Source organism: Pseudomonas sp. SA233 (genome assembly GCF_054792385.1).
Genome location: NZ_CP096449.1, coordinates 2978722 through 3002391, shown reverse-complemented (window position 1 = coordinate 3002391; position 23670 = coordinate 2978722). Strand labels below are relative to the sequence as shown.

Here is a 23670-nt window from a genome sequence, read left to right as displayed (position 1 = left end):
TTGGTTGGCCTAGTCCTTGTTCAGCGGGTGCAACTCCCTGAACCCCCGCGCTTCCTCCACCAGCCAGTCATGCACCGCCCGCGCCCCCGGCTGGTTCAGCCCGCCCGGCGGGTAATGCACTACATAGCGCTTGTGATTGGCGATAGGCACCCCGAACGGCACGATCAGTGCGCCGCGCTCCAGTTCGTCGTTGAGTAGCGTGCGCCGGGCAATCGCCACGCCAATGCCGGCAATCGCCGCCTCGATGGTCAGGTGGTTGCGGTTGAAGGTATGCCCGCGCCGCACATCCAGGCCGGCGGCGCCGATGCCCTCCAGGTAGAACTCCCATTCGGCATATTCCGAACTGCCGCGCCAGGCCGTTATGTCGTGCAGCAGCGGGTAGTGCACAAGGTCCGCCGGCCCGTGCAGCGGCGGGCGCCCGCGCAGCAAGGTGGGGGAGCACACGGGGAAGATCTGCTCGTCCAGCAGTGGTGTCGAGAGCATGCCGGGGTAGCTGCCATCGTTCAGGTCGATGGCCAGGTCGAAATCGCCCGGGGTCAACGCCTGGGCACTGTCTTCGGCCACCAGACGCAGCTCGATGTCCGGGTAGCGTTGTTGAAAGCGCGGAAGGCGAGGCGTGAGCCATTTGGCCAGGAACGACGGGATCGAGCGCAGGCGCAAGGTGCCGCGGATCTCACCTGCATCCAGGCGCAGCAGTTCGGCTTCGATGCTGCCGTAGGCTTCGGTCACCGTCTGTGCCAGGCGTTGCCCTTCGGCGCTCAGTTCCACACCACGTGCCCGACGCAGGAACAGCTGGTAGCCCAGGCGTTCCTCCAACTGGCGCATCTGTTGGCTGACGGCGCCCGGGGTAATGTGCAGCTCTTCGGCACAGCGGGTGAAGGACAAGTGCCGGGCCGCACAGGCGAACACGTGTAGCCAGACGAACGTCTGGCCATTGAGTTGTCGTCGCATCGTTTAGTACCACTAAAGCCTTGCTTAGGAAGTTTCGTTGGTCATCCGTGAGCCAGCGCGGCAGTATCGCGCAAAATCGCAATATCGCTCAATTTCTCCAGATAACCGCGCTGCGGCTTCATACCCGGGCACGGTCAGGCATTAGCATGGCTATCAGTGTTTTCGACCTTTTCAAAATCGGCATCGGGCCGTCCAGTTCCCACACCGTCGGCCCGATGCGGGCGGCGGCTACCTTTGCCCAGGCCCTGCGCGAACAGGGGGTGCTGGCCCGGGCAAGCCGTGTCGAGGTGCGGTTGTACGGGTCGCTGTCGGCCACCGGGGTTGGCCATGCCACCGATCGCGCCTGCCTGCTCGGCCTGATGGGGCAGTGGCCGGACCGCATCGACCCGGCCACCATCGAGTCGCGCATTGGCCAGGTGATGCAGGAGCACTGCCTGATGCTCGATGGCAGCCACCCGCTGGCGTTCGAGTACAGCCGCGACATGCTGCTGCTCGACGAGAACCTGCCGTACCACCCCAATGCCATGAGCCTGGAAGCCATGGACGGGCAGGGCAGCCTGTTGCGCCAGACCTACTATTCGGTGGGCGGTGGCTTTATCGTCGAGCAAGCCGAGATCGATGCGCCAGCGGTCGAAGCGAACGCGGTGGTGCTGCCGTACGAGTTCGACAGCGCTGCGCAATTGCTGGCCTTGTGCAAGGGCCATGGCTTGAGTGTGGCGCAGCTGATGATGGCCAACGAATGCGCCTGGCGCCCGGAGGCCGAGGTACGCGAGGGCCTGCTGCGGATCTGGGGTGCCATGCGTGAATGCGTCGACAATGGCCTGCGCAATGAAGGCATCCTGCCGGGCGGGTTGCACGTCAAGCGCCGTGCGGCGCGGCTGCATCGCAGCCTGCAGGAGCTGGGCAAGCCCAACGTGATCGGCTCCACCCTCAGCGCCATGGAATGGGTCAACCTGTTCGCCCTTGCGGTGAATGAAGAGAATGCCGCCGGCGGGCGCATGGTCACAGCACCTACCAATGGTGCGGCCGGCATCATTCCGGCGGTGCTGCATTACTACATGAAGTTCAACCCGGGGGCGTGCGACGCGGACGTGGTGGACTTCCTGCTGGCGGCAGCGGCGGTCGGTATCCTGTGCAAGAAGAATGCGTCGATTTCCGGGGCCGAGGTTGGTTGCCAGGGCGAGGTAGGTTCGGCCTGTTCGATGGCCGCTGCCGGCCTTGCCCAGGTGCTGGGCGCTACGCCGCCGCAGCTGGAAAATGCCGCCGAGATTGCCCTGGAGCATAACCTTGGGCTGACCTGCGACCCTGTCGGCGGCCTGGTGCAGGTGCCGTGCATCGAGCGCAACGCGATTGCTGCGGTGAAAGCGATCAACGCTGTGCAGATGGCGTTGCGGGGGGATGGCGAGCACTTCATCTCGCTCGACCGGGTGATCCGCACCATGCGTGATACCGGGGCGGACATGCATGCCAACTACAAGGAGACCTCGCGTGGCGGCCTGGCCGTTGCCTTCGTAGAGTGCTGACGCGGTCAACTGTAGGAGCGGCCTTGTGTCGCGAAAGGGCTGCGAAGCAGCCCCAGCGATTTCAGCTTGAATACGTGGATCTGGGGCCGCTCCGCGCCCCATCGCGACACAAGGCCGCTCCTACATGGACCAGTGAGGCTTTAGCGGGCTTTCTGCTTCGCTTCCAGGAAGCTCGCGCGCATGTCCTTGGCCCAGCCATCCAGCACCGGCTTGACGTCATTCAGGGTCAGTTGCGTGGTCTTGTTCTCCAGATCCTGCCCCGTGCCCTTGCGCACGACCTGGGCCAGCACTTTCTGGCTGGCACCATCTAGGAACGCAGCTTCCACGCCGACATCCACCTCTTGGTCACGGCCGCCCATGGCGGTGTTCACACCGGCTGAAATCAGCGCGATAGGGATGACCTCATAAGGTTTGAGACCCTCGTTGCTGGTGGACACCGCAGTGATGGCCGGGCGCACTACGATCACGCCCGGGCCGGGGCCCTTGGCCAGCGGTACCACGCTGCCCATTTCACGGCGCAGCGCTTCGTTGAAGTAGCGGGTGATTTCCTGCAGCGTCTGCGCCGAGATGACCGGCGTCGGCTGCGGCTTGGGGTAGAACTGGCTGGGCTCGATGAACACCTGGCTGTACTGGTTGACGTTGACCTTGGGGTCGATCCAGCGCATCACCGGGTCACCAGACGGGCTCTTGGCTTCCTGCAGCCGGCTGTAATCCTTGAGGAAGCCGGAGTAGTCCTTCGGGTCCACGCGATTGCTGGAGCAGGCGGCCATGGTTAGCAGTGCGGCGCACAACAGGGTAATGCGGGGCAATGATTTCATGATGAAGATGCATCCATGATAGGTCGGCCAGAACAACGCTAGCAGGTGCAGGGCAGTTGGCCAGTGGGCTGGTTCAATCTGTAGTGGGAAGTGGCTATGGTCACGTTCCCAGGCGCGCAAATTCCTACAGTGTCTTGGGACCTCGCCGGCTTTTCAGTTTCTGCCGCTCTTGGAAAACTATGCCCGTTAAGGGTATGGTTGGGGTTCGGTGATGGAAATTTTCAAGCGCAAGGATTTCGCGCGTTGGCAAGCCGCTCACAGGCTCAGCGACGAAGTGCTGTGTAAAGCAGTGGACGAGATGTGCAGGGGCCTGGTCGATGCGAGCCTGGGTGGTGAGTTGTTCAAAAAACGCGTGGCAGCGCATGGTGCGGGAAAGCGCGGCGGTTATCGAACCCTTCTTTCCGCCCGTATCGGCAATCGATGTGTTTTCCTGCATGGCTTTGCCAAAAGTGGCAGGGCAAATATCACCTTGGAGGAAAAGCACTGCGATTCGCTGGCAAAGTCTTTCTGGATTTATCACCGCTAGCGCTCTGCCGGGCGTTGCAGGCGGGTGTGCTGATGGAGGTATGTTGTGAGCAGCAAACTGATTGAATCGTTACGCGAGGACCTTGTCGCCCTGCACGAGGCCGGAGCGATCGGCAAGGTCACGCTTCGGGATTACGAAGCGTTATGCCCTGCACCGGTGCGAGATTTCAGCGCACTGGACATACGCCGTTTGCGCGAGGCACTCAACTTCAGCCAGCCGGTCTTTGCGATGCATTTGCACACGAGCGCATCGACAGTGCGCAAATGGGAGCAGGGCGAGACGCGCCCGTCCGGACCGGCTTTGAAGCTGCTGAATATCATTAAAAACAAAGGGTTACAGGTTCTTCTTTGAGTCCTTTGGTTGGTTTTTGAAAAATTCTTTCAAAACAGTGAATTACGGAATTGTTTGAAAAATTTCCTTTAACTTCCGATTCGCAGGCAAGCCCGCTGCCAGGTCAACCCAGCACCTCCCGCAATCGATACCACAACATCCCCAGCGACAGCAGCGGCGAGCGTAGTGCCTTGCCGCCGGGGAAGGTCAGGTGTGGCACGGCGCTGAACACGTCCAGCCCCTGGCTGTGGCCGAGCGCGATGCTTTCGGCCAGCAGTTTCGCTGTCCAGTGCGTCACGTTCAGCCCATGCCCGGAATAGCCCTGGGCGTAGTAAACATTGGGGTGCTGGCTGAGGCGCCCGACTTGGGGGAAGCGGTTGGCGGTGATGCCGATCATGCCGCCCCACTGGTATTCGATACGCACGTTGGCCAGTTGCGGAAACACCTTCAGCACCTTGGGCCGCATGTAGGCGGCGATGTCCTTGGGGTCGCGACCGGAATAGTGGCAGGCGCCGCCGAACAGCAGGCGCCGGTCTGCCGTGAGGCGGTAGTAGTCCAGGCCGACTTTCTGGTCGCACAGCGCCATGTTCTGCGGGATCAGGCTGCTGGCCAGTGACTCGGGCAATGGTTCGGTAGCCACCACGTAGCTGCCGGCCGGCAGCACCTTGCCGCTCAGGCGTGGCTCCAGTTCATCGAGGTGTGCGTTGCAGCCCAGCACCAGGCTGCCTGCCCGCACCCTGCCACGTGCCGTGTGCAAGGTCACGCAGGGCCCGTGCTCGATGCGCAGCACCGGGCTCTGCTCGAAGATGCGTACACCCAGGCCGTGGGCGGCGCGTGCTTCGCCCTGGACCAAGTCAAGCGGGTGCAGGTGGCCCGAGCCCATGTCCACCAGGCCGCCGGCGTATTGGTCGCTGGCAACGATTTCATGCAGCCGGTCGGCACTGACCAGGCGGGTTTCAGGGCGATAGCCGAGTGCGTCGAGATCGTCCTGTTCGTCCTTGAAGGCGGCGAACTGCGCAGGGGTGTTGGCCAGTTCGCAGAAGCCCCAGCGCAGGTCGCAGGCAATGCCGTACCGGGCGATGCGGCTGGCCACCAGCGCTACCGAATCGATGCCGGCCTGTTTCAGGTATTGCACGCCGTCCTGGCCGACATGCCGGGCAAAGCCGCTGACGTCATGGCCGATGCCGCGAATCAGCTGGCCGCCATTGCGGCCGCTGGCACCCCAGCCGATGCGTCGGCCCTCCAGCAACACCACCGAGAGGCCGCGCTCGGCCAGTTCCAGGGCGGTATTGACCCCGGTCAGCCCGCCGCCGACCACGCACACATCGGCGCTCAGCTCGCCGTCCAGGCTGGGGTAGGGCGCCGCATCGCGTGCCGTGGCGGCATAGTACGAAGCGGTGTGTTGGGTAGTGAAAGACATGGGCGTTCTCGGCTCAGCGGTTGGACTTGATCTTGCTCCAGGAGCGGGTCATGACGCGCATGATCTTCGGGCTCGGCGTGCTGGAGATGTACAGCTTGTCCAGCACGTCCTGGGGTGGGTAGATTTCGGGGTTGTTCACTAGCGACGCGTCCATGTAGGCCTGGGCATCGGGGTTTGCATTGGCATATCCGACCGTGGCGCTGACCTTGGCGATCACCTTGGGGTCGAGCAGGTAGTTGATGAACGCCAGGGCCTGTTCGGGGTTGTTGGCGTCCTTGGGGATGGCCAGCAGGTCGAACCACAGGTTGCTGCCTTCCTTGGGAATGCTGTAGGCGATCTTTACCCCGTTCTTCGCTTCCACGGCGCGGTTGGCGGCCTGGAACACGTCGCCGGAGTAGCCGAAGGCCACGCAGACATCGCCATTGGCCAGGTCGGAAACGTACTTGGAGGAGTGGAAGTAGGTGATATAGGGGCGCAGTTCGAGCAGGCGGGCTTCCGCCTTGGCGTAGTCGGCCGGTTTTTCGCTGCGCGGGTTCATGCCCAGGTAGTTGAGCACGGCCGGGAACAGTTCGTCGGGCGAGTCCATGAACGCCACGCCGCATTGCTTGAGCTTTTTCAGGTTCTCGGGCTCGAACAGCACCGCCCATGAATCGATATGGTCGACGCCCAGGGCCGCCTTGACCTTGTCGATGTTGTAGCCGATGCCGTTGGTACCCCACAGGTAGGGTACGGCGTACTGGTTGCCTGGGTCGTTCTGTTCAAGTTGCTTGAGCAGCTTGGGGTCCAGGTGCTGCCAGTTCGGCAGCTTGCTGCGGTCCAGCGGCAGGAAGGCACCCGCCTGTGCCTGGCGTGCGAGGAAGTGGTTGGATGGCACCACTACGTCATAGCCGGTGCGCCCGGCCAGCAGCTTGCCTTCCAGTGTTTCGTTGGAGTCGAACACGTCATAGACCACCTTGATCCCGCTGCTGGCCTGGAAGTCGGCCACGGTGGTGTCACCGATGTAGTCGGTCCAGTTGTACACGCTGACCGAGGGAGTGGCCTGGGTAGTGGTGGCGAACAGCAGGGTGAATGCGGCGGGGATCAGGGCTTGCAGATGACGCATGGGGACACCTCGTTGGTTTTGTTCTTGGCGTTCGGTTTATGGCGGCCGCTCCCACAGGTGACTCATCACCTTGTAGGAGCAGCCTTGTGCTGCGAACAGGCCGGTAGGGCAAAAGATCTGCTGTGGCGGTACTGGCCCCTTCGCAGCACAAGGCTGCTCCTACAGGTCCAGTGCATGCCCTGGAAGGTGATTACACGCTCAGCATCAGGAATTCACGCTCCCAGGAGCTGATCACGCGCTTGTAGTTCTCGTGCTCGGCACGCTTGACCGCCACGTAACCCTGGACGAATTGCTTGCCCAGGTACTGCTGCACGGTCTCGCAGTCTTCCATGTGCTGCAGCGCGTCCTCGATGGTGATCGGCAGGCGCAGGTTGCGCCGCTCGTAGGCACGGCCCTGCACAGGTGCGCTGGGTTCGATGCGCTCGACCATGCCCAGGTAGCCGCACAGAAGGCTGGCGGCGATTGCCAGGTACGGGTTGGCGTCGGCGCCCGGCAGGCGGTTTTCCACGCGCATTGCCTCGGGGCTTGAGGTGGGTACGCGCAGCCCGGCGGTACGGTTTTCCTCACCCCACTCGACGTTCACCGGTGCCGAGGTGTCCGGCAGGAAGCGGCGGAACGAGTTGACGTTGGGCGCGAACATCGGCAGCAGCTTGGGGATGTACTTCTGCAAACCGCCGATGTGGTACAGGAACAGCTGGCTCATGCTGCCGTCTTCATTGGCAAAGATCGGCTTGCCGGTGGCGATGTCGACCACGCTCTGGTGCAGGTGCATGGCACTGCCGGGCTCATCGGTGATCGGCTTGGCCATGAAGGTGGCGGCCACGTTGTGCTTGAGCGCGGCTTCACGCATGGTGCGCTTGAACACGGTGATCTGGTCGGCCAGGTCCAGGGCGTCGCCATGGCGGAAGTTGATCTCCATCTGCGCCGGGCCGTCTTCATGGATCAGCGTGTCCAGGTCCAGGCCCTGGATCTCGCACCAGTCGTAGACGTCTTCGAACAGCGGATCGAACTCGTTGGCGGCATCGATCGAGAACGACTGGCGGCCGCTTTCGGCACGGCCGGAACGCCCCAGCGGCACCTGCAGCGGCAAGTCCGGGTCTTCGCAGCGCTGGGTCAGGTAGAACTCCATCTCCGGTGCCACGATTGGCTGCCAGCCTTTGTCTGCATAAAGCTTGAGCACTTTCTTCAGCACGTTGCGCGGTGACAGTTCGATGGGGTTGCCTTGCTTGTCGAAGGTGTCGTGGATAACGATCGCGGTCGGCTCGATCGCCCACGGGATCTGGTACACGGCGCTCGGGTCTGGGCGGCAGACCATGTCGATGTCGGCGGCATCGAGCAGGTTGTAGTAGATGTCATCGTCGACATAGTCGCCGGTGACCGTCTGCAGCAGCACGCTCTCGGGCAGGCGCATGCCACGCTCGTGGAGAAACTTGGCGGTGGGTGCGATCTTGCCGCGGGCGATGCCGGTCAGGTCGCTGATCACGCATTCGACTTCGGTGATCCGGTGTTCTTTCAGCCAGGCGGACAGCTGATCGAAGGGGGCGTTCATACAGACCTCTTGGTTGGGTTTTGGTGTGGGAGCAAGCGTGCCAGCGTAAACCGTTCTACGGTTTCGAAGGCGTCCCGCTTCCCAGGTGACGCGCTGGAGACTATCTTGGTCGCAGCCCGCAAGGCTGATCTATCCACTTTCTCCGGCAATGAATGCACCAAAAGAGTGCAACTAGGACCGAGCGTGACAACCGCCAATGCCCTGCAAGTCCAGGCTTACCACACCACCGACGTAACCGAACAAGTACGTGCCACCCCTGGCTGGCAGCAGCAGTACCGGCAGATGTCGCCCGGGCATTTCAGCGGTGAGCTGCGTTGCCTGGGGCTGGACGGGGTGGAGGTGTACGAGGAGCGGCTGAACACCCGGGTGGAGCAGTTTTTCCGCGCGCCGAGCGGTTCGCTGGCGTTCTGCTTCGACCGCAGCGAGAACAGCCTGTACCTGCTGAACGAACAGAGCCGGAACATCTGGATCACGCCAGAGAACTACCAGGAAGTGGCGGTCGTGTTCGACCAGGCCTTCCTGGCCCGCCATGGGCTTGACCCGCAGCGCCTGGAAGGGTTGTTCATGGTGCCGCTGGGCAGCGGGCAGAACGCGCTGTTCGGCAGCTGGCTGAGCGCGACATTGACCCGCCTGGGCCAGGCGGATTGCCCGCTGCAGGGGCAGGCCCTGGCGGAGCAGCTGCTGGAGGACTGCCTGTTCATCCTCGACAACGCCTGCCAGCGCCTGCAGGGCGTGGCGTTGGGCCGGCGTGACGAGGAACGGGCGATCATGCGCCGGGTAAGCGAATGGGCGGCCGACTGCCCGGAGGAGACGCTGAACCTGGTGGAGCTGGCGGATGCTGCCGGGGTTTCCTTGCGTCAGTTGCAACAGGCCTTCAAGACGTTTACCGGAATGCCGCCGGCGCACTGGTTGCGCCTGCGCCGGCTGAACGGTGCGCGGCGCGATCTGTTGCGTGGCGATGGCGTGACCGTGGCCGAGGTGGCGATGCGTTGGTCGTTCTGGCATTTGGGAAGGTTTTCAGAGAGTTACCGGCAGTTGTTCAAGGAGTTTCCCAGCGAGACCTTGAAGCGGGGCAGGGGCTGAATTTGGTGGTTTAGCTTGGTGGTTTAGCTTGGTGGTATAGCTGCTTTTACAGGATTACCTCAGTGCCAGGCATTGTGAGGTCCCTGTGGGAGCGGGTTCACCCGCGAAGAGGCCGGCCCAGGCAATACACAACCCAGCATTCCACAGCAAAAATTGCTATCGTGCCGCCCTGATTCCACCCGAGGTGCCGATGTTCTACCTGCCTTTGCCCAGCGACCAGGCCGACCGCCTCGCCAGCGAGCCCACCACTGACTTCTTCACCACCGCCAGCGTGCTCGCCGCCGCCGCCGTGCTGTTCGTGCAGAACCTGCCGCGCCAGCCCGCCACCGCCTCGGCGGATGCGCAGGAACGCCGCTTTGCCGAAATCGTGCGCATTGCCAACGAGGTCGAAAGCGCCGCACCGGGGCGCTTTCAGGGGCAGGTAGCGCAGCACTTCGATCGCGAAGCCTTCGCCATGGGCCTGGGCATGCTGGGCGAAAACGGGATCGCACTGCTGTCGACCGAGGTGGAGTACCAGGCCGACGAGCTGCTGGACGCCGAGGGCCAGTGGAATTTCCAGTTCGCCGACAGCTACCGTCAGCGGGCAACGCCACTGCACCCGGTGTATCTGCCTTCCCTTGCCAGCGACCTGATGCTCAGCGACCAACAGAACCGCCTGCTGCGCGAATTCCTCAGTGGTATCGATGAGTCGGTGGCGGTGCAGGGCTTTGCCGGCACCGGCAAGACCTTCCTGATTCACCAGTTCGCCCGCCTGCTCGAGCCCCAGCGCACGCTGTTGCTGGCCTTGACCGAAGGCCAGCTGCGCGCCCTGCAGGCGCGGGTCAAGGACGCCGCCGCCTACACCGCGCTGACCTTCGGCCAGTTGGCCGACGAACTGCTCAACCGCGACCTCACCAGCAATGGCTGGCGCCTGCGCGACCCGTATCGCACCAAGCTGTCGTGGCGCCCGCAGGATGCGCAGGTGGTACGTTGGCTGGCCATCCCCGACATCGGCCCGCTCGCCGCGCGCGATGTGGTTGCCTTGTGCATCCGCGCGGTACGCACGTTCTGCCACAGCGCCGACACCCAGCTGCAGTTGCACCACCTGCCGTGGGCCGGGCCGGGTACCACGCCGCTGGACCAGGAAGTGTTGCTGGAAAAGGCACGCCTGTACTGGCAGGAGCTGATTCGCCCGTCGGCACGGGAAATCCAGTTGCCGGTGCGCGATTACCATCGGGTCAAACTGCTTTCGCTGACCGGTCATGTGATCGACAGCCGCTACACCCATGTCATCGTCGACGAGGCCCACGAGCTGTCGGCACCGATGCTTGCCGTGCTCGACCGCAGCCCGCAGTCGATCATTGCCCTGGGTGACGAGCTGCAGAACCTCAACGGCCTCAGCGCGCACCATGGCGGCTTTATCCGCCAGCGTTACATCGACCATTCACTGCGGGCCGGGCCGGCGATGGATAACGTGCTGAACCCGCTGATCAATGCCCACCCGGCGGCGATCCAGGCGGCCTTCAGTGGCAGCGCCGAGCACTACACCCGGGTCAGCTTTTTCGATGTGGTAACGGTGCCGGAACAGCCTACGGCGCTGATCGTCGACGATGAATGGGGCCTGTTTGGCTGGTTCCAGCGCCTGACCCACCAGGGCGTGCCGTTCGTGCTGCTGAAAAGCGCGCGCAAGGACTTCGAGCTGTTCGTTGAAGACTGCATCGAGTTGTACCGCCATGGCACCCGGCCGCGTCACCCGATGCTGTTCCGCTATGCCAGCTGGCAGGCGCTGGAGCAGGACAAGGGTGACGACAAGGCATTCGTCGCCGTGGCCAACATGCTGCGCAAGGGCTACACACCGGAGCACTTTGCCAGGGCCAAGAGCCGTTACCGCTGGGACAAGGCGCCCAAGCTGTTCCTGGGGCGGGTGCGCGATGTGAAGAACATGGAGTTCGCCCGGGTGATGGTGTCGCCGGAGCTGATGGTAGCGCCGCAGGTAGCGGGGAACCGCAATGAACGGGCGCGGATGCTGGCGGGGTTGTATACCGCCTGTTCGCGGGCGCGGCATGAACTGATCGTGCCGGGGGGGATGCTGGACTGGGTCAAGGACCAGATTCGGGATTGAGGCCCCTCGGGCTGCTTTTTCAGCCCTTCAAAGTCCCTGTGGGAGATTGCCCAGCCCAGATAACTGAATTCGCAAGCGATCCTCGTACCCTGTGGGAGCGGCTTTAGCCGCGAAGAATCCAACGCGGTGCCTGGCACCGGCTGCGCCGGTGTTCGCGGCTAAAGCCGCTCCCACAGGGTCCCTGCTAATTCAATGAGTTATGTGCAGTTCTATGAGAGCGGGTTCATCCGCGAACACCGGCGAAGCCGGTGCCGGGCACCGTGTCGCCTGATTCGCGGGTAAACCCGCTCCCGCAGGGCCGCAAAGCGGCCCCTGTTACGCTAAGTCAGTTACGGTCCAGCCACACAGTCTGGGCATTGGTGAACTCACGCACACCAAAGTGCGACAGTTCACGCCCGAAGCCGCTCTTCTTCACCCCGCCAAACGCCACGCGGGGGTCGGAAGCGCAATAGCCGTTGATGAACACGCCGCCGGTATCCAGCGCCGCGGTCATGCGTTCGGCCAGCGCGTAGTCGGCGGTGTAGATGGTCGAGGCCAGGCCGAATTCGCTGTCGTTGGCCAGCTCCACCGCATGCTCCGCATCACGTGCGCTGATGATCGCCGCCACCGGCCCGAACAGCTCCTGCTTGAACGCAGTCATCTGCGGGGTGACGTTGGCGAACACGGTCGGCGCGTAGAAGTTGGCCACGCCATCGACCTTGTGGCCGCCCAGCAGCAGGGTGGCGCCTTCGGCGATGGTCGCCTGGACCTGGCCATCCAGCTCGTCGCGCAGGTCGTAACGGGCCATCGGGCCGATGTAGGTACCTTCTTCCAGCGGGTTGCCGACCTTCAGCTCGCGAGTAGCCTCGACGAACTTGCGGGTGAATTCGTCAACGATGCTTTCCTCGACGATCAGGCGCTTGGCGGCAGCGCAGACCTGGCCGGTGTTCTGGTAACGGCCGATCACCGCAGCTTTCACGGCGGCATCCAGGTCGGCGTCGGCCAGCACGATGAACGGGTCGGAACCGCCCAGTTCCAGCACGCACTTCTTCAGCGCCGCGCCGGCTTGCGCACCAATCGCCATGCCGGCACGCACGCTGCCGGTCAGGGTCACGGCGGCGATGCGCGGGTCATTGATGGCGCGGGTGACGCCGTCCGGGGTCACGTTCAGCACTTCGAACACGCCTTCCGGCAGGCCGGCATCCTTGAACAGCTCGCCCAGCAGGTAGGCGCTGCCCATCACGTTCGGCGCGTGCTTGAGTACGTAGGTGTTGCCGGCCAGGATCGCCGGCACGGCGCCGCGCAATACCTGCCAGACCGGGAAGTTCCAAGGCATCACGGCCAGGATAGGGCCCAGCGGGCGGTATTCGATGCGGGCTTTCTCGACCTGGGTCGGCTCAGCGGCGAGCATGGCCGGGCCATGTTCGGCGTACCAGCGGCACAGGCCGACGCACTTGCTGACTTCACCACGGGCCTGGGCGACAGGCTTGCCGATTTCGCGGCTGATCATTTGCGCGAAGGCTTCGGCCTTGGTTTCGAGGGTGCTGGCCAAGGCAAGCAGGTACTCGCTGCGCTGACCCAGCGACACCTGGCGCCACTGGCGGTAGCCAACCTTGGCGCGTTGCAGCGCCGCTTCCAGTGCGGCGTCGGTGTCGAACGGGTAGGCGCCGATCTGCTCGCCGCTGTACGGGTCGAGGGAGATGGCGTGGGTCAGGCTGCTGATCGCACTCATGGCGGGACACTCTCGTTGTAATTGATCCGTGACGCCAGACTAGTGGGCTATGGCTTTAATGAAAACTGAATAATAATGAGCGAAACATTCACGTTTGGAGAATGGCTGTGGACCTGGTGCAACTCGAGATCTTCAAGGCCGTGGCGGAGCAGGGCAGCATCAGTGCCGCTGCGCAGCATATCCACCGGGTGCCGTCGAACCTGACCACGCGTATCAAGCAACTGGAGGAGGACCTGGGCGTGGAGCTTTTCATACGTGAAAAGAGCCGCCTGCGCCTTTCCCCCGCAGGCTGGAACTTCCTCGAGTACACCCGGCGCATCCTTGACCTGGTGCACGAGGCGCGGCTGACAGTGGCCGGTGAGGACCCGCAGGGCACTTTCGCCCTGGGGTCGCTGGAAAGCACGGCGGCGGTGCGCATTCCGGCCTTGCTGGCGGCCTATAACCAGCGTTACCCCAAGGTCGACCTGGACCTGTCCACGGGGCCTTCCGGGACCATGCTCGAAGGCGTGCTGTCGGGGCGCCTGGTAGCGGCGTTCGTCGACGGCCCGGTGCTGCACCCGACGCTGGAGGGCATGCCGGTGTTCGAGGAAGAAATGATGGTCATCGCGCCGCTCAACCACGCCCCGGTAACCCGCGCCCAGGACGTCAACGGCGAAAGCATCTACGCCTTCCGCGCCAACTGTTCATACCGGCATCACTTCGAGAACTGGTTCGTGCAGGACCAGGCGGTACCGGGCAAGATCCACGAAATGGAGTCGTACCACGGCATGCTAGCCTGCGTCAGCGCCGGCGCCGGCCTGGCCATGATGCCGCGCAGCATGCTCGACAACATGCCCGGTTGCAGCACCGTCAGTGCCTGGCCGATGTCGGAGGATTTCCGCTACCTGAAAACCTGGCTGGTATGGCGCCGGGGCACCGTGTCGCGCAGTTTGAGCATGTTCGTGAAACTGCTTGAGGAAGCCCGTGCAACATGATGTTCCTGCGCAATATTTACCCCGATGAAGCGAATTTCATCCACACGACCACGCATCAGCACGAACGCCGTTACGCCCGAAGGATCAGATAATAGGTAAGCCATCCTCGAAAGGAGGGTCGTACCATGCGTAACCATCACTATGCCCTCGGCGCGGCGCTGCTGATCGCCCTGGCGCTGCCATGGACCCTGGCGGCCGCCGCCGACCTCAATGCCCCTATCGACATGCAGGCCGTGCAACTGCAACAGCAGGAGCAGAACGGCGTCCGCTACCTGCAAGGCGGCATCGGCCAGGATGAAGCCAACGCCCTGCGCAAGACCCCGGGCTATGACCTGCACGTAGAACTCTCCACCGGCCCGGAAGGCAAGTTCCAGAGCGGTGCTACCGTCGACATCCAGAATGCACAGGGCCAGCCCGTGCTCAGTCTTACGGATGCCGGGCCGCTGCTGTACGTGCAGTTGCCTCCCGGCAAATACAAAGTGACTGGCAACGCCCAGGGTGAGACGGTGCAGCAATTGGTGACCGTGAATGGCAAGACCCCCACCACCGTGAACCTGAACTGGCGTTGATGGAAAAACGGGCAGGAGTACAGATGTGCTCCTGCCTGAAAGGAGCACATCGCCATGAGCCTGGATCTTCAGCTGGAGATGTTGGACGAGCGGGGCTATGTGTTGCTCCCCGGTGTGCTCGAGCCCTTGCGTATCGCCTTGCTGCGCTGCGCCATCGATGACCTGCAGCCCATCCACTGGGATTACCAGGGGCTACTGGAACACTACAAGTGCGTGTTCAACCGCAACCCGCTGTGGTTACCCTTTCTCGACCTGCCGCCGCTGATTGCCCTGGCCGAAGCGGCATTGGGCACCGACTGCCATGTGATCGGCCAGACTGCCTGGCGCAGCCACCCGGGCTACCCCGGCATGGCCCTGCACCTGGACCATCTGCCCATGCAGTTGCCCGACTGGCTCAGCGAGCGCGGCGACTTCACCCAGCCCCCGCAGATCCTGACTGCGCAGCTGTACCTCAGCGATATCGACCATCACATCGGGCCGACCTGGATTGTGCCCGGCAGCCACCGCGCGGCACGGCCACCGCAGGCTGGCGAGCAACACTGGCAGGGCCGAGAGGCCCAGCCGGTGCTGTGCAAGGCCGGGGACGCGCTGGTGTTTCGCAGCGATGTCTGGCATAGCGGCGGGGCCAACTGCACCCAGTCACGCCAGCGCGACATGCTGCAAGTGCACTATGGCCGGCGCATGGTCGCGCAGAAGTTTTCGCCATACCTGAACTGGCGTTTCAACCCGCAGGTACTGGAGGAGGCCACACCCAGGCAAAGGCGCCTGTTGGGCGAGCACGAAGAAGCGGAATACGACTGAGTGCTGCTGCTCGGCATGGCAGATGCTGGCGCAGGGTATTAGCCAATGGTGGCAATTCACTTTCAACTTTCTGTTTATCTGGACGATAATCAGAAAAGTATTACTTCCTGTGACCGGTGTGGATGCATCCGGTCACCGCATAAGATCGAGGGGCTCAAGCCCCCGCTTGCCGTATAGACCATCAGGAGAAGTCATTGATGAAAACCCGTCTAGCAGCTTCGCTGGCTGCTGCAGTGCTGGCCTTTGCCGGGGCGAATCTGGCCCAGGCAGCGCAGGTAAGCGGCGCCGTTGGCGCCACTGGCCAAGGTGACATGACCTACCGTATTGGCCTGTCGTTCGACTGGGACAAGAAATGGCTGGAAAGCAGCACCGGTCATCTGACCGGATACTGGGATGCGGCCTACACCTATTGGGAAGGCGGTGAGGCCAGTGGTGCACACTCGCTGTCGTTCAGCCCGGTGTTCACCTACGAGTTCAGCGGTTTTACCTACACCCCGTACATCGAGGCCGGCATTGGTTTGGCGGCGTTTTCCAAGACCGACGTGGGCGACCAGCGCTTGGGCTCGTCGGTCAACTTCGAAGACCGCATCGGCTTCGGCCTGAAACTGCCGGGGGAGCAGAAGGTGGGGATCCGCGCGATGCATTACTCCAACGCGGGGCTCAAGCAGCCTAACGACGGCATCGAATCGTACTCGCTGTTCTACAGCAAAGGGTTCTGACTCCCCGGGGGCCGCTTTGCGGCCCATCGCGACACAAGGCCGCTCCTACAGGAGATCGCGGTTTCCTTGTAGGAGCGGCCTTGTGCCGCGATGGGCTGCAAAGCAGCCCCAGGAACGGTCAGAAGGTATACGAAACCCCAGCCTGCACCGTCCGCGGCGCACCCGGGTAGACGTAGTTGTTGAACGCGCCTTCGTCATAGCCCTTGTTGAACACGTTCTTCACGTCCAGGTTCAGCCGCACGTGTTCGTTGACCTTGTAGAAGCTCAGCAGGTCCACCACGCTGTAGCGCTCCATGGTGTAGGTCGTAGCTGCCGTCTGACCGGCGCGATCATCCACGTACTTCACCCCGACCCCCAACCCCAGCCCCTTGGCCAGGCCATCCTGGAACTCGTAGGTGTTCAGCAGGCTGAAGCTGTTGCGCGGGATGTTGGCCAGGCGTGTGCCCTTGGGCAGGGTCGTATCCTGGGTCACTTCCGCGTCCACGTAGGCATAACCACCGATCACGCGCCACTCCGGCGTCAGGTTGCCAGCGATATTGATGTCCAGGCCACGGCTGCGCACTTCGCCGGCCGCAATACTGTAGGTACCGGTGGGGTCGTTCGGGTCGCGCGCCAGGACGTTCTCTTTGACGATGTGATAGATCGCCGCGTCGATGCTCAGCTGGCGGTCGAGTGCCTCCCATTTCACACCCAGTTCGTAAGACTTGCCTTTTTCCGGGTCGAAGCCTCCGCCTCCGCTTGGCGTGCCGGTGTTGGGCTTGAACGAGCGCGCGGTGTTGGCATAGACCGCAACCGTATCGGTCAGGTCGTAGATCAGGCCGAAGCGTGGGGTGACGCCGTTTTCGCCCTTGCTGAAGTCGCGGTTGGTCGGCAGCTTGTCGTCGTAATCGTGCTCGAAGCGCTCGAAGCGCACACCCGCCAGCGCCTTCAGTCGCTCGGTCAGGGCCACTTGGTCCTGGATGAATGCCGCCCAGGTCTTCAGGTTTTCCTTGTCATGGGTGGTGGTGCGGGTCAGGGCAGGGCGTGGCTGGCCCAGTACCGGGTCGAAGATGTCAATCGGGTACTTATCGGCACCGCTGGCCGAGCGCTGGATGATCGAGTTGTAGTCGTAGTCTTCGTACTCGATGCCCGTCAGCAGTGTATGAGCGTAGCCGCCGGTGTCGAAGTGGCCGGTGAGGTTGAGCTGGTAGTCGCGGTCGGTCCACTCCAGTTTGCGGTAGTTGAAGTTGCGCCCCAGCGTGCGACCGTCAGCCTGCAATGCGTTGGCCTCCACGGCGTTGCCCTTGAGCGAGCCGTCGAGCCACTGCATGCCACCGCCCAGCGTCCAGTTGTCGTTGAGCAAGTGCTCGAAACGCAACTGGGCCATGTTGTTGTCGTTGTGCAGCAGGTTGTCGCTGCCCTTTTCCCAGATGTTGGTGTCGCGCGAAGCTGTGCCGAGCTGGCCGGGCAGGCGGGTCAGGCCACGGTCCAACGGATGGTTGTTGCGCATGAAGTCGCCCTCGAAGACGATCTTCGTGCTGTCGTTGACCTGCCAGCTGACTACAGGCGCCACGTCATAGCGCTCGCTTTCCACATCGTCACGGAAGCTTTCGCCGCCTTCACCCAGCAGGTTCAGGCGGTAGGCCAGCGAGCCGTCCTGATTCAGCGGCCCGGTGGCGTCCAGGGTAGCGCGGTGCATGCCCTGGTCATCGAACTGGCTGCCCAGGGTAACTTTCGACTCTGGCAGCGGCTGCTTGCTGACCACGTTGAAGGTGCCGCCTGGGTCGCCACGGCCGTACAGGCTGCTGGCCGGGCCACGGATCACTTCCAGGCGTTCGACGGTGTTGGCGTCGGGGGCGTTGGGGTAGCCGCGGTTGATCGGGAAACCGTTGCGGTAGAACTCGCCGGTGGTGAAGCCACGCACGGTGAAGGTGGTCAGGCCCTGGCCGCCGAAGTTGTTGGCGCGGCCGACGCCGCCGGCGTAGTCCAGGCCGTCCTGCAGTCGCGTGGCGCCGGTATCTTCCAGTACATCCTTGGGCACCACGCTGACCGATTGCGGGGTTTCGTGCAGGGCAGTGTCGGTGCGGGTGGCGCTGGCCGAGCGGGTAGCCTTGTAACCCTCGACCGGGCCATCGGCACGTTCGCTGTCGGCGCTGCTGGTGATGTTCAGGGCCTGGAGTTCGATCTGGGTGGGTTCGCTGAGCGGTTCAGGCTCGGCAAAGGCCAGCGGAGAGACAGCATGAAGCACACAAAGCGAAACGAACGTGCGACGCATCGACGGTACGATCCTGGAGTAGGGCGCTGAGGGTAGGGTGGGCAAGCGCCGAGAAACTACTACGAATCATTATCAAATGCATTCTTTTTATGTGGCACTGGTGTACCAGATGCCAAGGGTAGAATCCGTGTTGACTTCTTCGCGGGTAAACCCGCTCCCACAGGGGTATCACCAAGCCTGAGGTCAGTGGAATTCCTGTGGGAGATTGCCCAGCCCTTTGGGCTGCGCTGTCGCGCAGAGAACCAATATCGCTCGTCTGACGCGTCCTTTGTAGGAGCAGCCTTGTGCTGCGAAGAGGCCGGTACAGCCAATAGACAGGCTTTGTCAGCCCCGGCCTCTTCGCAGCACAAGGCTGCTCCTACAAAACCTCGCCGAACCAATGAGTCATGTGTTGTTCTATGAGAGCGGGGTCACCCGCGAAGAGGCCGGTGCAGGTATACCAGCACTCACCGAACCGCCTTGATCGCCAACACATTGCACAGCGGATGTTCCAGCACATGCGCCGTGGTCCCGCCCAGGAACGTCTGCATGGCATCATGCCGGTGGCTGCCCATCACGATCACATCCGCCCGGCTGTGGCCGACGAACTGGGCAATCGCCTTGATCGCGGCCCCTTCCAGAAAGTGCCTGCGCTCCAGCGGGATCTGGTGGTGGTCGCCCAGCCGGTTGAACGCCGCCCGCTGCGCGGTGCGCACGCTGACATCGAAGCCGGGCATGGTCACCGTGCCAGCGCCGAAGTCGGCAATGTGTGTCTTTGCCGCGTCGCACACATGCAGCAGGTGCAACTCGGCATTGCACTGCAGGGCCAGGGCATGGGCGCAGCGGATCACCTGCTCATCCAGGTGCTCGCCTGCGCCATGGCTGTTCAGGTCCACCGCGGCGGCAATCTGCCGGGGCAGGGGCAGGCGGATATCGCTGACCAGGTGCACGGCGACCGGGCTGTCCTTCAGCAACTGCCAGTCCAGTGGCGTTACCAGCAAGCGCTTGAGCACCGGTTCGTGCTGCACATCCTTGATCAGCAGGTCGCAGCCCAGGCGCTCGACCCGTTCCAGCACACTGCTCAGCGGGTCGCGGGTCAGCAGCAGTTCGGTAGATACATCCAGGCCGGCGTTGGCCAGTTGCTCGGCTTCGTCCGCCAGCCATTGGCGGTTGTCACTGAGCAGCCGTTCCCGCTCGCGGCTATCGCTCATCAAACCGAAGGTGTCGACATCGTCGACGAACACGTTGATATCCAGCAACGCACCGCTGGATTCCGCCAGCGCCGCAGCGCGTTGCAGCGCTGGCGTGTGGCGCATCTGCGGGCCGAGCATGACGAACAGACGCTTGAACTGGCTCATCTCACACCTCCACGTGTGGCAGCCCCCCGGTGATCTGGTCTTGTTCAGTCTAGACCGCGCAGGGCGCATGAGCAGCCTGGTGGAGGCTGGCGCGGCACTGCGTGTCGGGTATGATGCGGGCCCCATCATTTTCACGAGGCCCGCCCCATGTCCCTGAGTGCTGAACAGATCGGCGAATTCCGCGCCTTTGCCGAGCAGCTGGCCGATGCCGCTGCCGTGGCGATCAAGCCATACTTTCGCGCCAGCCTGGACGTCGAGGACAAGGGTGGGCGCCTGTACGACCCGGTGACCGTGGCCGACAAGGCAGCCGAGGACGCCATGCGCGAGCTGATCCAGGCCCGCTATCCCGACCACGGCATCCTCGGCGAAGAAGCCGGCGTGGCAGTCGGTAGCAGCCCGCTGACCTGGGTGCTCGACCCGATCGACGGCACCCGCGCCTTCATCACCGGCCTGCCGCTGTGGGGCACGCTGATTGCCCTGAACGACGGCACCCGCCCGGTGGTCGGGGTGATGAACCAGCCGTTCACCGGCGAACGCTTTGTCGGAACGCCGGAAGGCGCCTGGCGCAGCGGTGCGCCGTTAAAGACCCGCGCCTGTGCCGACCTGGCCTCCGCCACGTTGATGTGCACCACGCCGGACATGTTCGATACCGCCGCGCGCAAGGCCGCGTTCGAGGCCGTTGCCGGCAAGGCGCGCCTGATGCGTTACGGTGGCGATTGCTATGCCTATTGCATGCTGGCTTCCGGGTTCGTCGACGTGATTGTCGAGGCGAGCCTGCAGCCATATGACGTGCAGGCGCTGATGCCGATCATCGAAGGGGCGGGCGGGGTGATCACGGCGTGGGATGGCAGCAGCGCACAGAATGGCGGGTGCGTGGTGGCCTGTGGCGACCCGGCGCTGCATGCGCAGGTGGTGGAGATGTTGCGTCACGCCATGTAACTTGTGCAGCAACGGTGCCGTGCTGTTCGTGGGGCGCTCCACGATCAGCACGGCAGCTGCTGCAAGCTAAATCAATTTATTGCTGATGATGCTGAAACGAGTTCATACAGGTAGGCAAAAGCAGCCTCGGCGTTCGGCCTGTGGCCAATTTTGTCTTGGCTGCCTTCTGTGTATCCGGTCTTTGCAAGAATAGCGACCAACTCCTTGGCTGTTAGGCAGAGGTTGAATTGTTCGATGCTGTAGGACTGCAGCAGCGCAGCGACGCCGACTACCAGAGGCAGCGCGCTAGAGGTCCCGGCGAACCGTGCTGTGTAATCCCTGGTATGGCTGCTGTCTGGGCTGAAGAGGTCACCATAACCAGTGGTGACGACCCTGGGGCTGCCCCAGGAGTTAACCAGTAGTCCATAATGGTTGTAATTGGAATAGCCCTGAATGCGGCCATCTGAATCTTGACATGCCGCCACCAGGAAAGCGCCACTGTCGCCAAAATCTTCCATCAGGTTCTTTTCAATCAGCCAGGCCAAATCGGAAAGGCCGTTACCCGCCGCCATGAACACGATGCCACCGCGTTCAACCACCGCTTTTATTTTGCTCCACCAACTCCAATAAGCGATGATGGGGTAGGCGTCTGCGGTCTGGATATCCAGGCTGACAATATCGCCAGGCAATACATCATCCAGAATGGGCTCCATGGTTGTACCTTTATCGTAATAGATGAAGTTACAGTCGTGTGCAACGCCTTTGATGCCAACACCATTGTCCATGGCTGCAATTACGCCTGTGGAGGCCGTGCCATGCTCCTTGTTGCTCTTGCCATTGGTTGCAATCGTGATGTGCCCTTTCAGGTCTTCATGGTCCTCATATACACCGAAGTCAAGATGCCTTACGGTGGCGTGTGAACCAACCGATTGCCGCCAGGCTTCTCTCACGTTCATGCCCAATTGACCGGTGGCTGATATTGCATCAAGGTAGCCCTGCCTGTCTGTGAAGTCCGGAGTCTGGTCGCTGTTGAGTTCGGTGACTGGCAGCTTCTCAGTCGTGTTATCGAAGTCCGGCGATTTGGCGTTCAGCGAATGAGGCGTTGGTGTCAGGGCTGCATACCTCACGTAGTCCAGCTTGCTCAAAATTTGGGTGATCGACAGCATGTCCGCTATTTCAATTGTTTGCGTGATGCTGTACAGATCCTGACGACGAACCGGATTTTTTGTCAACTCAAGGTGGCCAACCTTGTCTTGGATGGCGCGCAGCGGGTCGTCTTTGCGGAAGCGTTCCAAACCGTCCGTTTCGAATTGAATTTCAATATAATAGCTGCAATCGGGCGAAGGCCTGAAGTTCTCTTTCGTGGAAAAGTATTTTACGCGTGCAGAGGGGTTGGAGGAGGTGCTGATCGACGGTATTTCTATATCGGTAATCGAAATTTTTTTGGACACGTGCTCTTCGGTTGTACCATCCTGGTAGGAGATGACTACCTTGCCATGGTATTGATTCTTGGGCTCGTGTTTCACTTGGGTGAACGAGCACCCTGTAGTGAATATTCGTTCTTGCACCTCGCTCCCTGAGGGGATGTCATTTGAATAGAGAGTGTATTCTATCGATTTGATGTGTTTGGTTGATCCCCAGGAAACGAGACCCAAATAGCCCAGCAACCTCAAATGGATAGTGTTGTCAAACTTCGCGTGCCTGGAGATTGCAAGTTCTTTTTTCATGTGTATACCGATGCATTGAAGGGCAAGCAGGCGTCTGCTGCCATGATATAGATAGCTATTCCATATAATTCTCTACAGGAAAATTATTAGCCCCTCGAAACAAAGCGTAAACTAGCAAGACTGCGAGGTTGATCTGATGGAGCTTTGAGTGAATGCCTGATGGATTACCCGTACGGGCATGACCGGCGCGGCATTTTGCGCAGTCAATCTGCCATCGTACGGCGTCATCCTGACGTATGGCGTATCCACGTGATGTCAGTTCATCGAGCTCCTCATAATTGGCGCACATAGCACTTTTTCCAATTTCCGGGCTCTATGCTTGGCCAGGCCACACTGATCCACGGTGCGGCCGCCGAATATCGACCCGGTGCCGATGGTTGCAAGCAAGCCAAAATTCTTCCCCCGCGTGCTAATGGCAGGCGCCCTCACATGCCTGTGCGCCTGCACCCAGCAGCAGGGCCGCGACGTGCTCGACCAGTTCGGCAACGGCAAGCCCAGCGAACTGTTCCAGACCAGCGTCGACCGCCTGGCCACGCTGTCCATGCGCGACAACCTGCAGAGCTTGTACCTGCTGATGAACAAGCTGTACCTGCGCAACCCCAACCAGTGGAAGCTGTCCGGCTACGTGGATGCTGCAACTGCCGAGCGGCAGATCCGTATCGCCATCGAGCAACGCCAGCCCTTGCCGCAATTGGGCAACCGTCGCGACCTGGCAGCCTTGAGCTACGCCCTGAGCCCCGAGTTTCGCGGTGACCGGGTCGGTGCGTTCATCTACGCCATCGGCAGCATGCTGATTACCGCGCACGGCGGCCGTACCGAGTTCTACATGACCGATACCATCGACCCGCTGTTCGTCAACAACGCGGCGCGCAATATCGAAAAGGCCACCTGGATGTTGAGCCAGCGGCAGGATGCCAATGGTGTGCTGCTGTTGTTCTCCAACGAGATCTCGGAAGAGGGCAGCAACCTGAGTTTTGCCGTGGAGTTCGGCAAGATCGTGGCACGGCTGGACTTGCTGGCGGAGTTGCTGGATGAGCGTTATCGACGAATTGGGTTGAATTATGCGCAAAGCCTGCTGTTGATGAATTTCCTGCCGGTGCAGTGAAGTGAGCGGTGCCGGGCTGCCTGAGCCGTTCGATAAACGAACACTGACCTGTCCTTACTGTTCGCTATCCGCCCATCCATTCCCAAGGTCGCATTGCCCAACCCCCGCCTTTTTGCTTAAGTGTGCCCATCCACCGGTTGTCGCCTGCCCCC

General features: G+C 62.1%; 20 protein-coding genes. 11 read left to right on the top strand and 9 right to left on the bottom strand.

Annotated elements, in window-relative coordinates; genetic code table 11:
- Nucleotides 1-9: 9 nt before the first annotated feature.
- Complete coding sequence (locus tag M1D87_RS14035; protein ID WP_013972698.1) at nucleotides 10-951, bottom strand: LysR substrate-binding domain-containing protein; 942 nt, start codon at nucleotides 949-951, stop codon at nucleotides 10-12.
- A gap of 146 nt (nucleotides 952-1097) precedes the next feature.
- Between M1D87_RS14035 and M1D87_RS14030 the strand changes: the two genes are divergently transcribed.
- Nucleotides 1098-2474 (top strand): L-serine ammonia-lyase, encoded by a 1377-nt coding sequence (locus M1D87_RS14030; protein ID WP_123084083.1) that lies wholly within the window; start codon nucleotides 1098-1100, stop codon nucleotides 2472-2474.
- 140 nt (nucleotides 2475-2614) lie between these two features.
- On the opposite strand, the gene M1D87_RS14025 is transcribed toward M1D87_RS14030, so the two are convergent.
- Nucleotides 2615-3292 carry a DUF3313 domain-containing protein gene (locus M1D87_RS14025; protein WP_024087157.1) on the bottom strand — a complete coding sequence of 226 codons (678 nt, stop codon included), beginning with the start codon at nucleotides 3290-3292 and terminating at the stop codon, nucleotides 2615-2617.
- A gap of 211 nt (nucleotides 3293-3503) precedes the next feature.
- Here M1D87_RS14025 and M1D87_RS14020 point away from each other — a divergent pair, with 211 nt between their 5' ends.
- Together M1D87_RS14020 and M1D87_RS14015 are read left to right on the top strand one after the other, a co-directional pair.
- The gene (locus tag M1D87_RS14020; RefSeq protein ID WP_437370199.1) at nucleotides 3504-3818 is read left to right on the top strand and encodes a type II toxin-antitoxin system RelE/ParE family toxin; all 315 of its coding nucleotides are present in this window, start codon (nucleotides 3504-3506) and stop codon (nucleotides 3816-3818) included.
- A 45-nt stretch (nucleotides 3819-3863) separates the two neighbouring features.
- Entirely contained in the window at nucleotides 3864-4169 is a 306-nt protein-coding gene (locus tag M1D87_RS14015) for a helix-turn-helix domain-containing protein (protein ID WP_003260255.1), read from the top strand.
- 103 nt (nucleotides 4170-4272) lie between these two features.
- Here the strand turns inward: M1D87_RS14015 and M1D87_RS14010 are convergent, their stop codons facing one another.
- From M1D87_RS14010 to M1D87_RS14000, 3 genes are all read right to left on the bottom strand, one after another.
- Nucleotides 4273-5568 carry an NAD(P)/FAD-dependent oxidoreductase gene (locus M1D87_RS14010; RefSeq protein ID WP_421091839.1) on the bottom strand — a complete coding sequence of 432 codons (1296 nt, stop codon included), beginning with the start codon at nucleotides 5566-5568 and terminating at the stop codon, nucleotides 4273-4275.
- 13 nt (nucleotides 5569-5581) lie between these two features.
- Nucleotides 5582-6670 carry a polyamine ABC transporter substrate-binding protein gene (locus M1D87_RS14005; RefSeq protein ID WP_024087156.1) on the bottom strand — a complete coding sequence of 363 codons (1089 nt, stop codon included), beginning with the start codon at nucleotides 6668-6670 and terminating at the stop codon, nucleotides 5582-5584.
- A 190-nt stretch (nucleotides 6671-6860) separates the two neighbouring features.
- Entirely contained in the window at nucleotides 6861-8219 is a 1359-nt protein-coding gene (locus tag M1D87_RS14000; RefSeq protein WP_013972693.1) for a glutamine synthetase family protein, read from the bottom strand.
- Between the two features lie 183 nt (nucleotides 8220-8402).
- On the opposite strand from M1D87_RS14000, the gene M1D87_RS13995 reads away from it, so the two are divergent.
- Nucleotides 8403-9302 (top strand): helix-turn-helix domain-containing protein, encoded by a 900-nt coding sequence (locus M1D87_RS13995; protein WP_232881251.1) that lies wholly within the window; start codon nucleotides 8403-8405, stop codon nucleotides 9300-9302.
- A 190-nt stretch (nucleotides 9303-9492) separates the two neighbouring features.
- Nucleotides 9493-11403 carry a DEAD/DEAH box helicase gene (locus tag M1D87_RS13990; RefSeq protein WP_123084087.1) on the top strand — a complete coding sequence of 637 codons (1911 nt, stop codon included), beginning with the start codon at nucleotides 9493-9495 and terminating at the stop codon, nucleotides 11401-11403.
- 325 nt (nucleotides 11404-11728) lie between these two features.
- Here M1D87_RS13990 and M1D87_RS13985 read toward each other — a convergent pair whose 3' ends face one another.
- Complete coding sequence (locus M1D87_RS13985) at nucleotides 11729-13114, bottom strand: aldehyde dehydrogenase family protein (RefSeq protein WP_039613622.1); 1386 nt, start codon at nucleotides 13112-13114, stop codon at nucleotides 11729-11731.
- Nucleotides 13115-13221: 107 nt separating this feature from the next.
- On the opposite strand from M1D87_RS13985, the gene ptrR reads away from it, so the two are divergent.
- From ptrR to M1D87_RS13965, 4 genes are all read left to right on the top strand, one after another.
- Complete coding sequence (gene ptrR / locus M1D87_RS13980; RefSeq protein ID WP_061551842.1) at nucleotides 13222-14088, top strand: putrescine utilization regulator PtrR; 867 nt, start codon at nucleotides 13222-13224, stop codon at nucleotides 14086-14088.
- 125 nt (nucleotides 14089-14213) lie between these two features.
- Nucleotides 14214-14657 (top strand): hypothetical protein, encoded by a 444-nt coding sequence (locus M1D87_RS13975; RefSeq protein WP_054573257.1) that lies wholly within the window; start codon nucleotides 14214-14216, stop codon nucleotides 14655-14657.
- A 54-nt stretch (nucleotides 14658-14711) separates the two neighbouring features.
- A complete protein-coding gene (locus M1D87_RS13970) occupies nucleotides 14712-15458 on the top strand; it encodes a phytanoyl-CoA dioxygenase family protein (RefSeq protein WP_061551840.1) in 747 nt (248 codons plus the stop codon).
- A gap of 197 nt (nucleotides 15459-15655) precedes the next feature.
- A complete protein-coding gene (locus tag M1D87_RS13965) occupies nucleotides 15656-16177 on the top strand; it encodes an acyloxyacyl hydrolase (protein ID WP_015270391.1) in 522 nt (173 codons plus the stop codon).
- Between the two features lie 118 nt (nucleotides 16178-16295).
- Here M1D87_RS13965 and M1D87_RS13960 read toward each other — a convergent pair whose 3' ends face one another.
- Both M1D87_RS13960 and M1D87_RS13955 read right to left on the bottom strand, forming a co-directional pair.
- Nucleotides 16296-18431 carry a TonB-dependent siderophore receptor gene (locus tag M1D87_RS13960; protein ID WP_061551841.1) on the bottom strand — a complete coding sequence of 712 codons (2136 nt, stop codon included), beginning with the start codon at nucleotides 18429-18431 and terminating at the stop codon, nucleotides 16296-16298.
- A 446-nt stretch (nucleotides 18432-18877) separates the two neighbouring features.
- A complete protein-coding gene (locus tag M1D87_RS13955; protein ID WP_013972683.1) occupies nucleotides 18878-19768 on the bottom strand; it encodes a universal stress protein in 891 nt (296 codons plus the stop codon).
- 147 nt (nucleotides 19769-19915) lie between these two features.
- Here M1D87_RS13955 and hisN point away from each other — a divergent pair, with 147 nt between their 5' ends.
- Nucleotides 19916-20707, top strand: a complete 792-nt coding sequence (hisN, locus tag M1D87_RS13950) for a histidinol-phosphatase (RefSeq protein ID WP_061551251.1) — start codon at nucleotides 19916-19918, stop codon at nucleotides 20705-20707.
- 71 nt (nucleotides 20708-20778) lie between these two features.
- Here the strand turns inward: hisN and M1D87_RS13945 are convergent, their stop codons facing one another.
- Nucleotides 20779-22413 (bottom strand): S8 family serine peptidase, encoded by a 1635-nt coding sequence (locus M1D87_RS13945; RefSeq protein ID WP_232881250.1) that lies wholly within the window; start codon nucleotides 22411-22413, stop codon nucleotides 20779-20781.
- Between the two features lie 373 nt (nucleotides 22414-22786).
- Between M1D87_RS13945 and M1D87_RS13940 the strand changes: the two genes are divergently transcribed.
- Entirely contained in the window at nucleotides 22787-23518 is a 732-nt protein-coding gene (locus tag M1D87_RS13940) for a hypothetical protein (protein ID WP_061551252.1), read from the top strand.
- Nucleotides 23519-23670 lie beyond the last annotated feature (152 nt).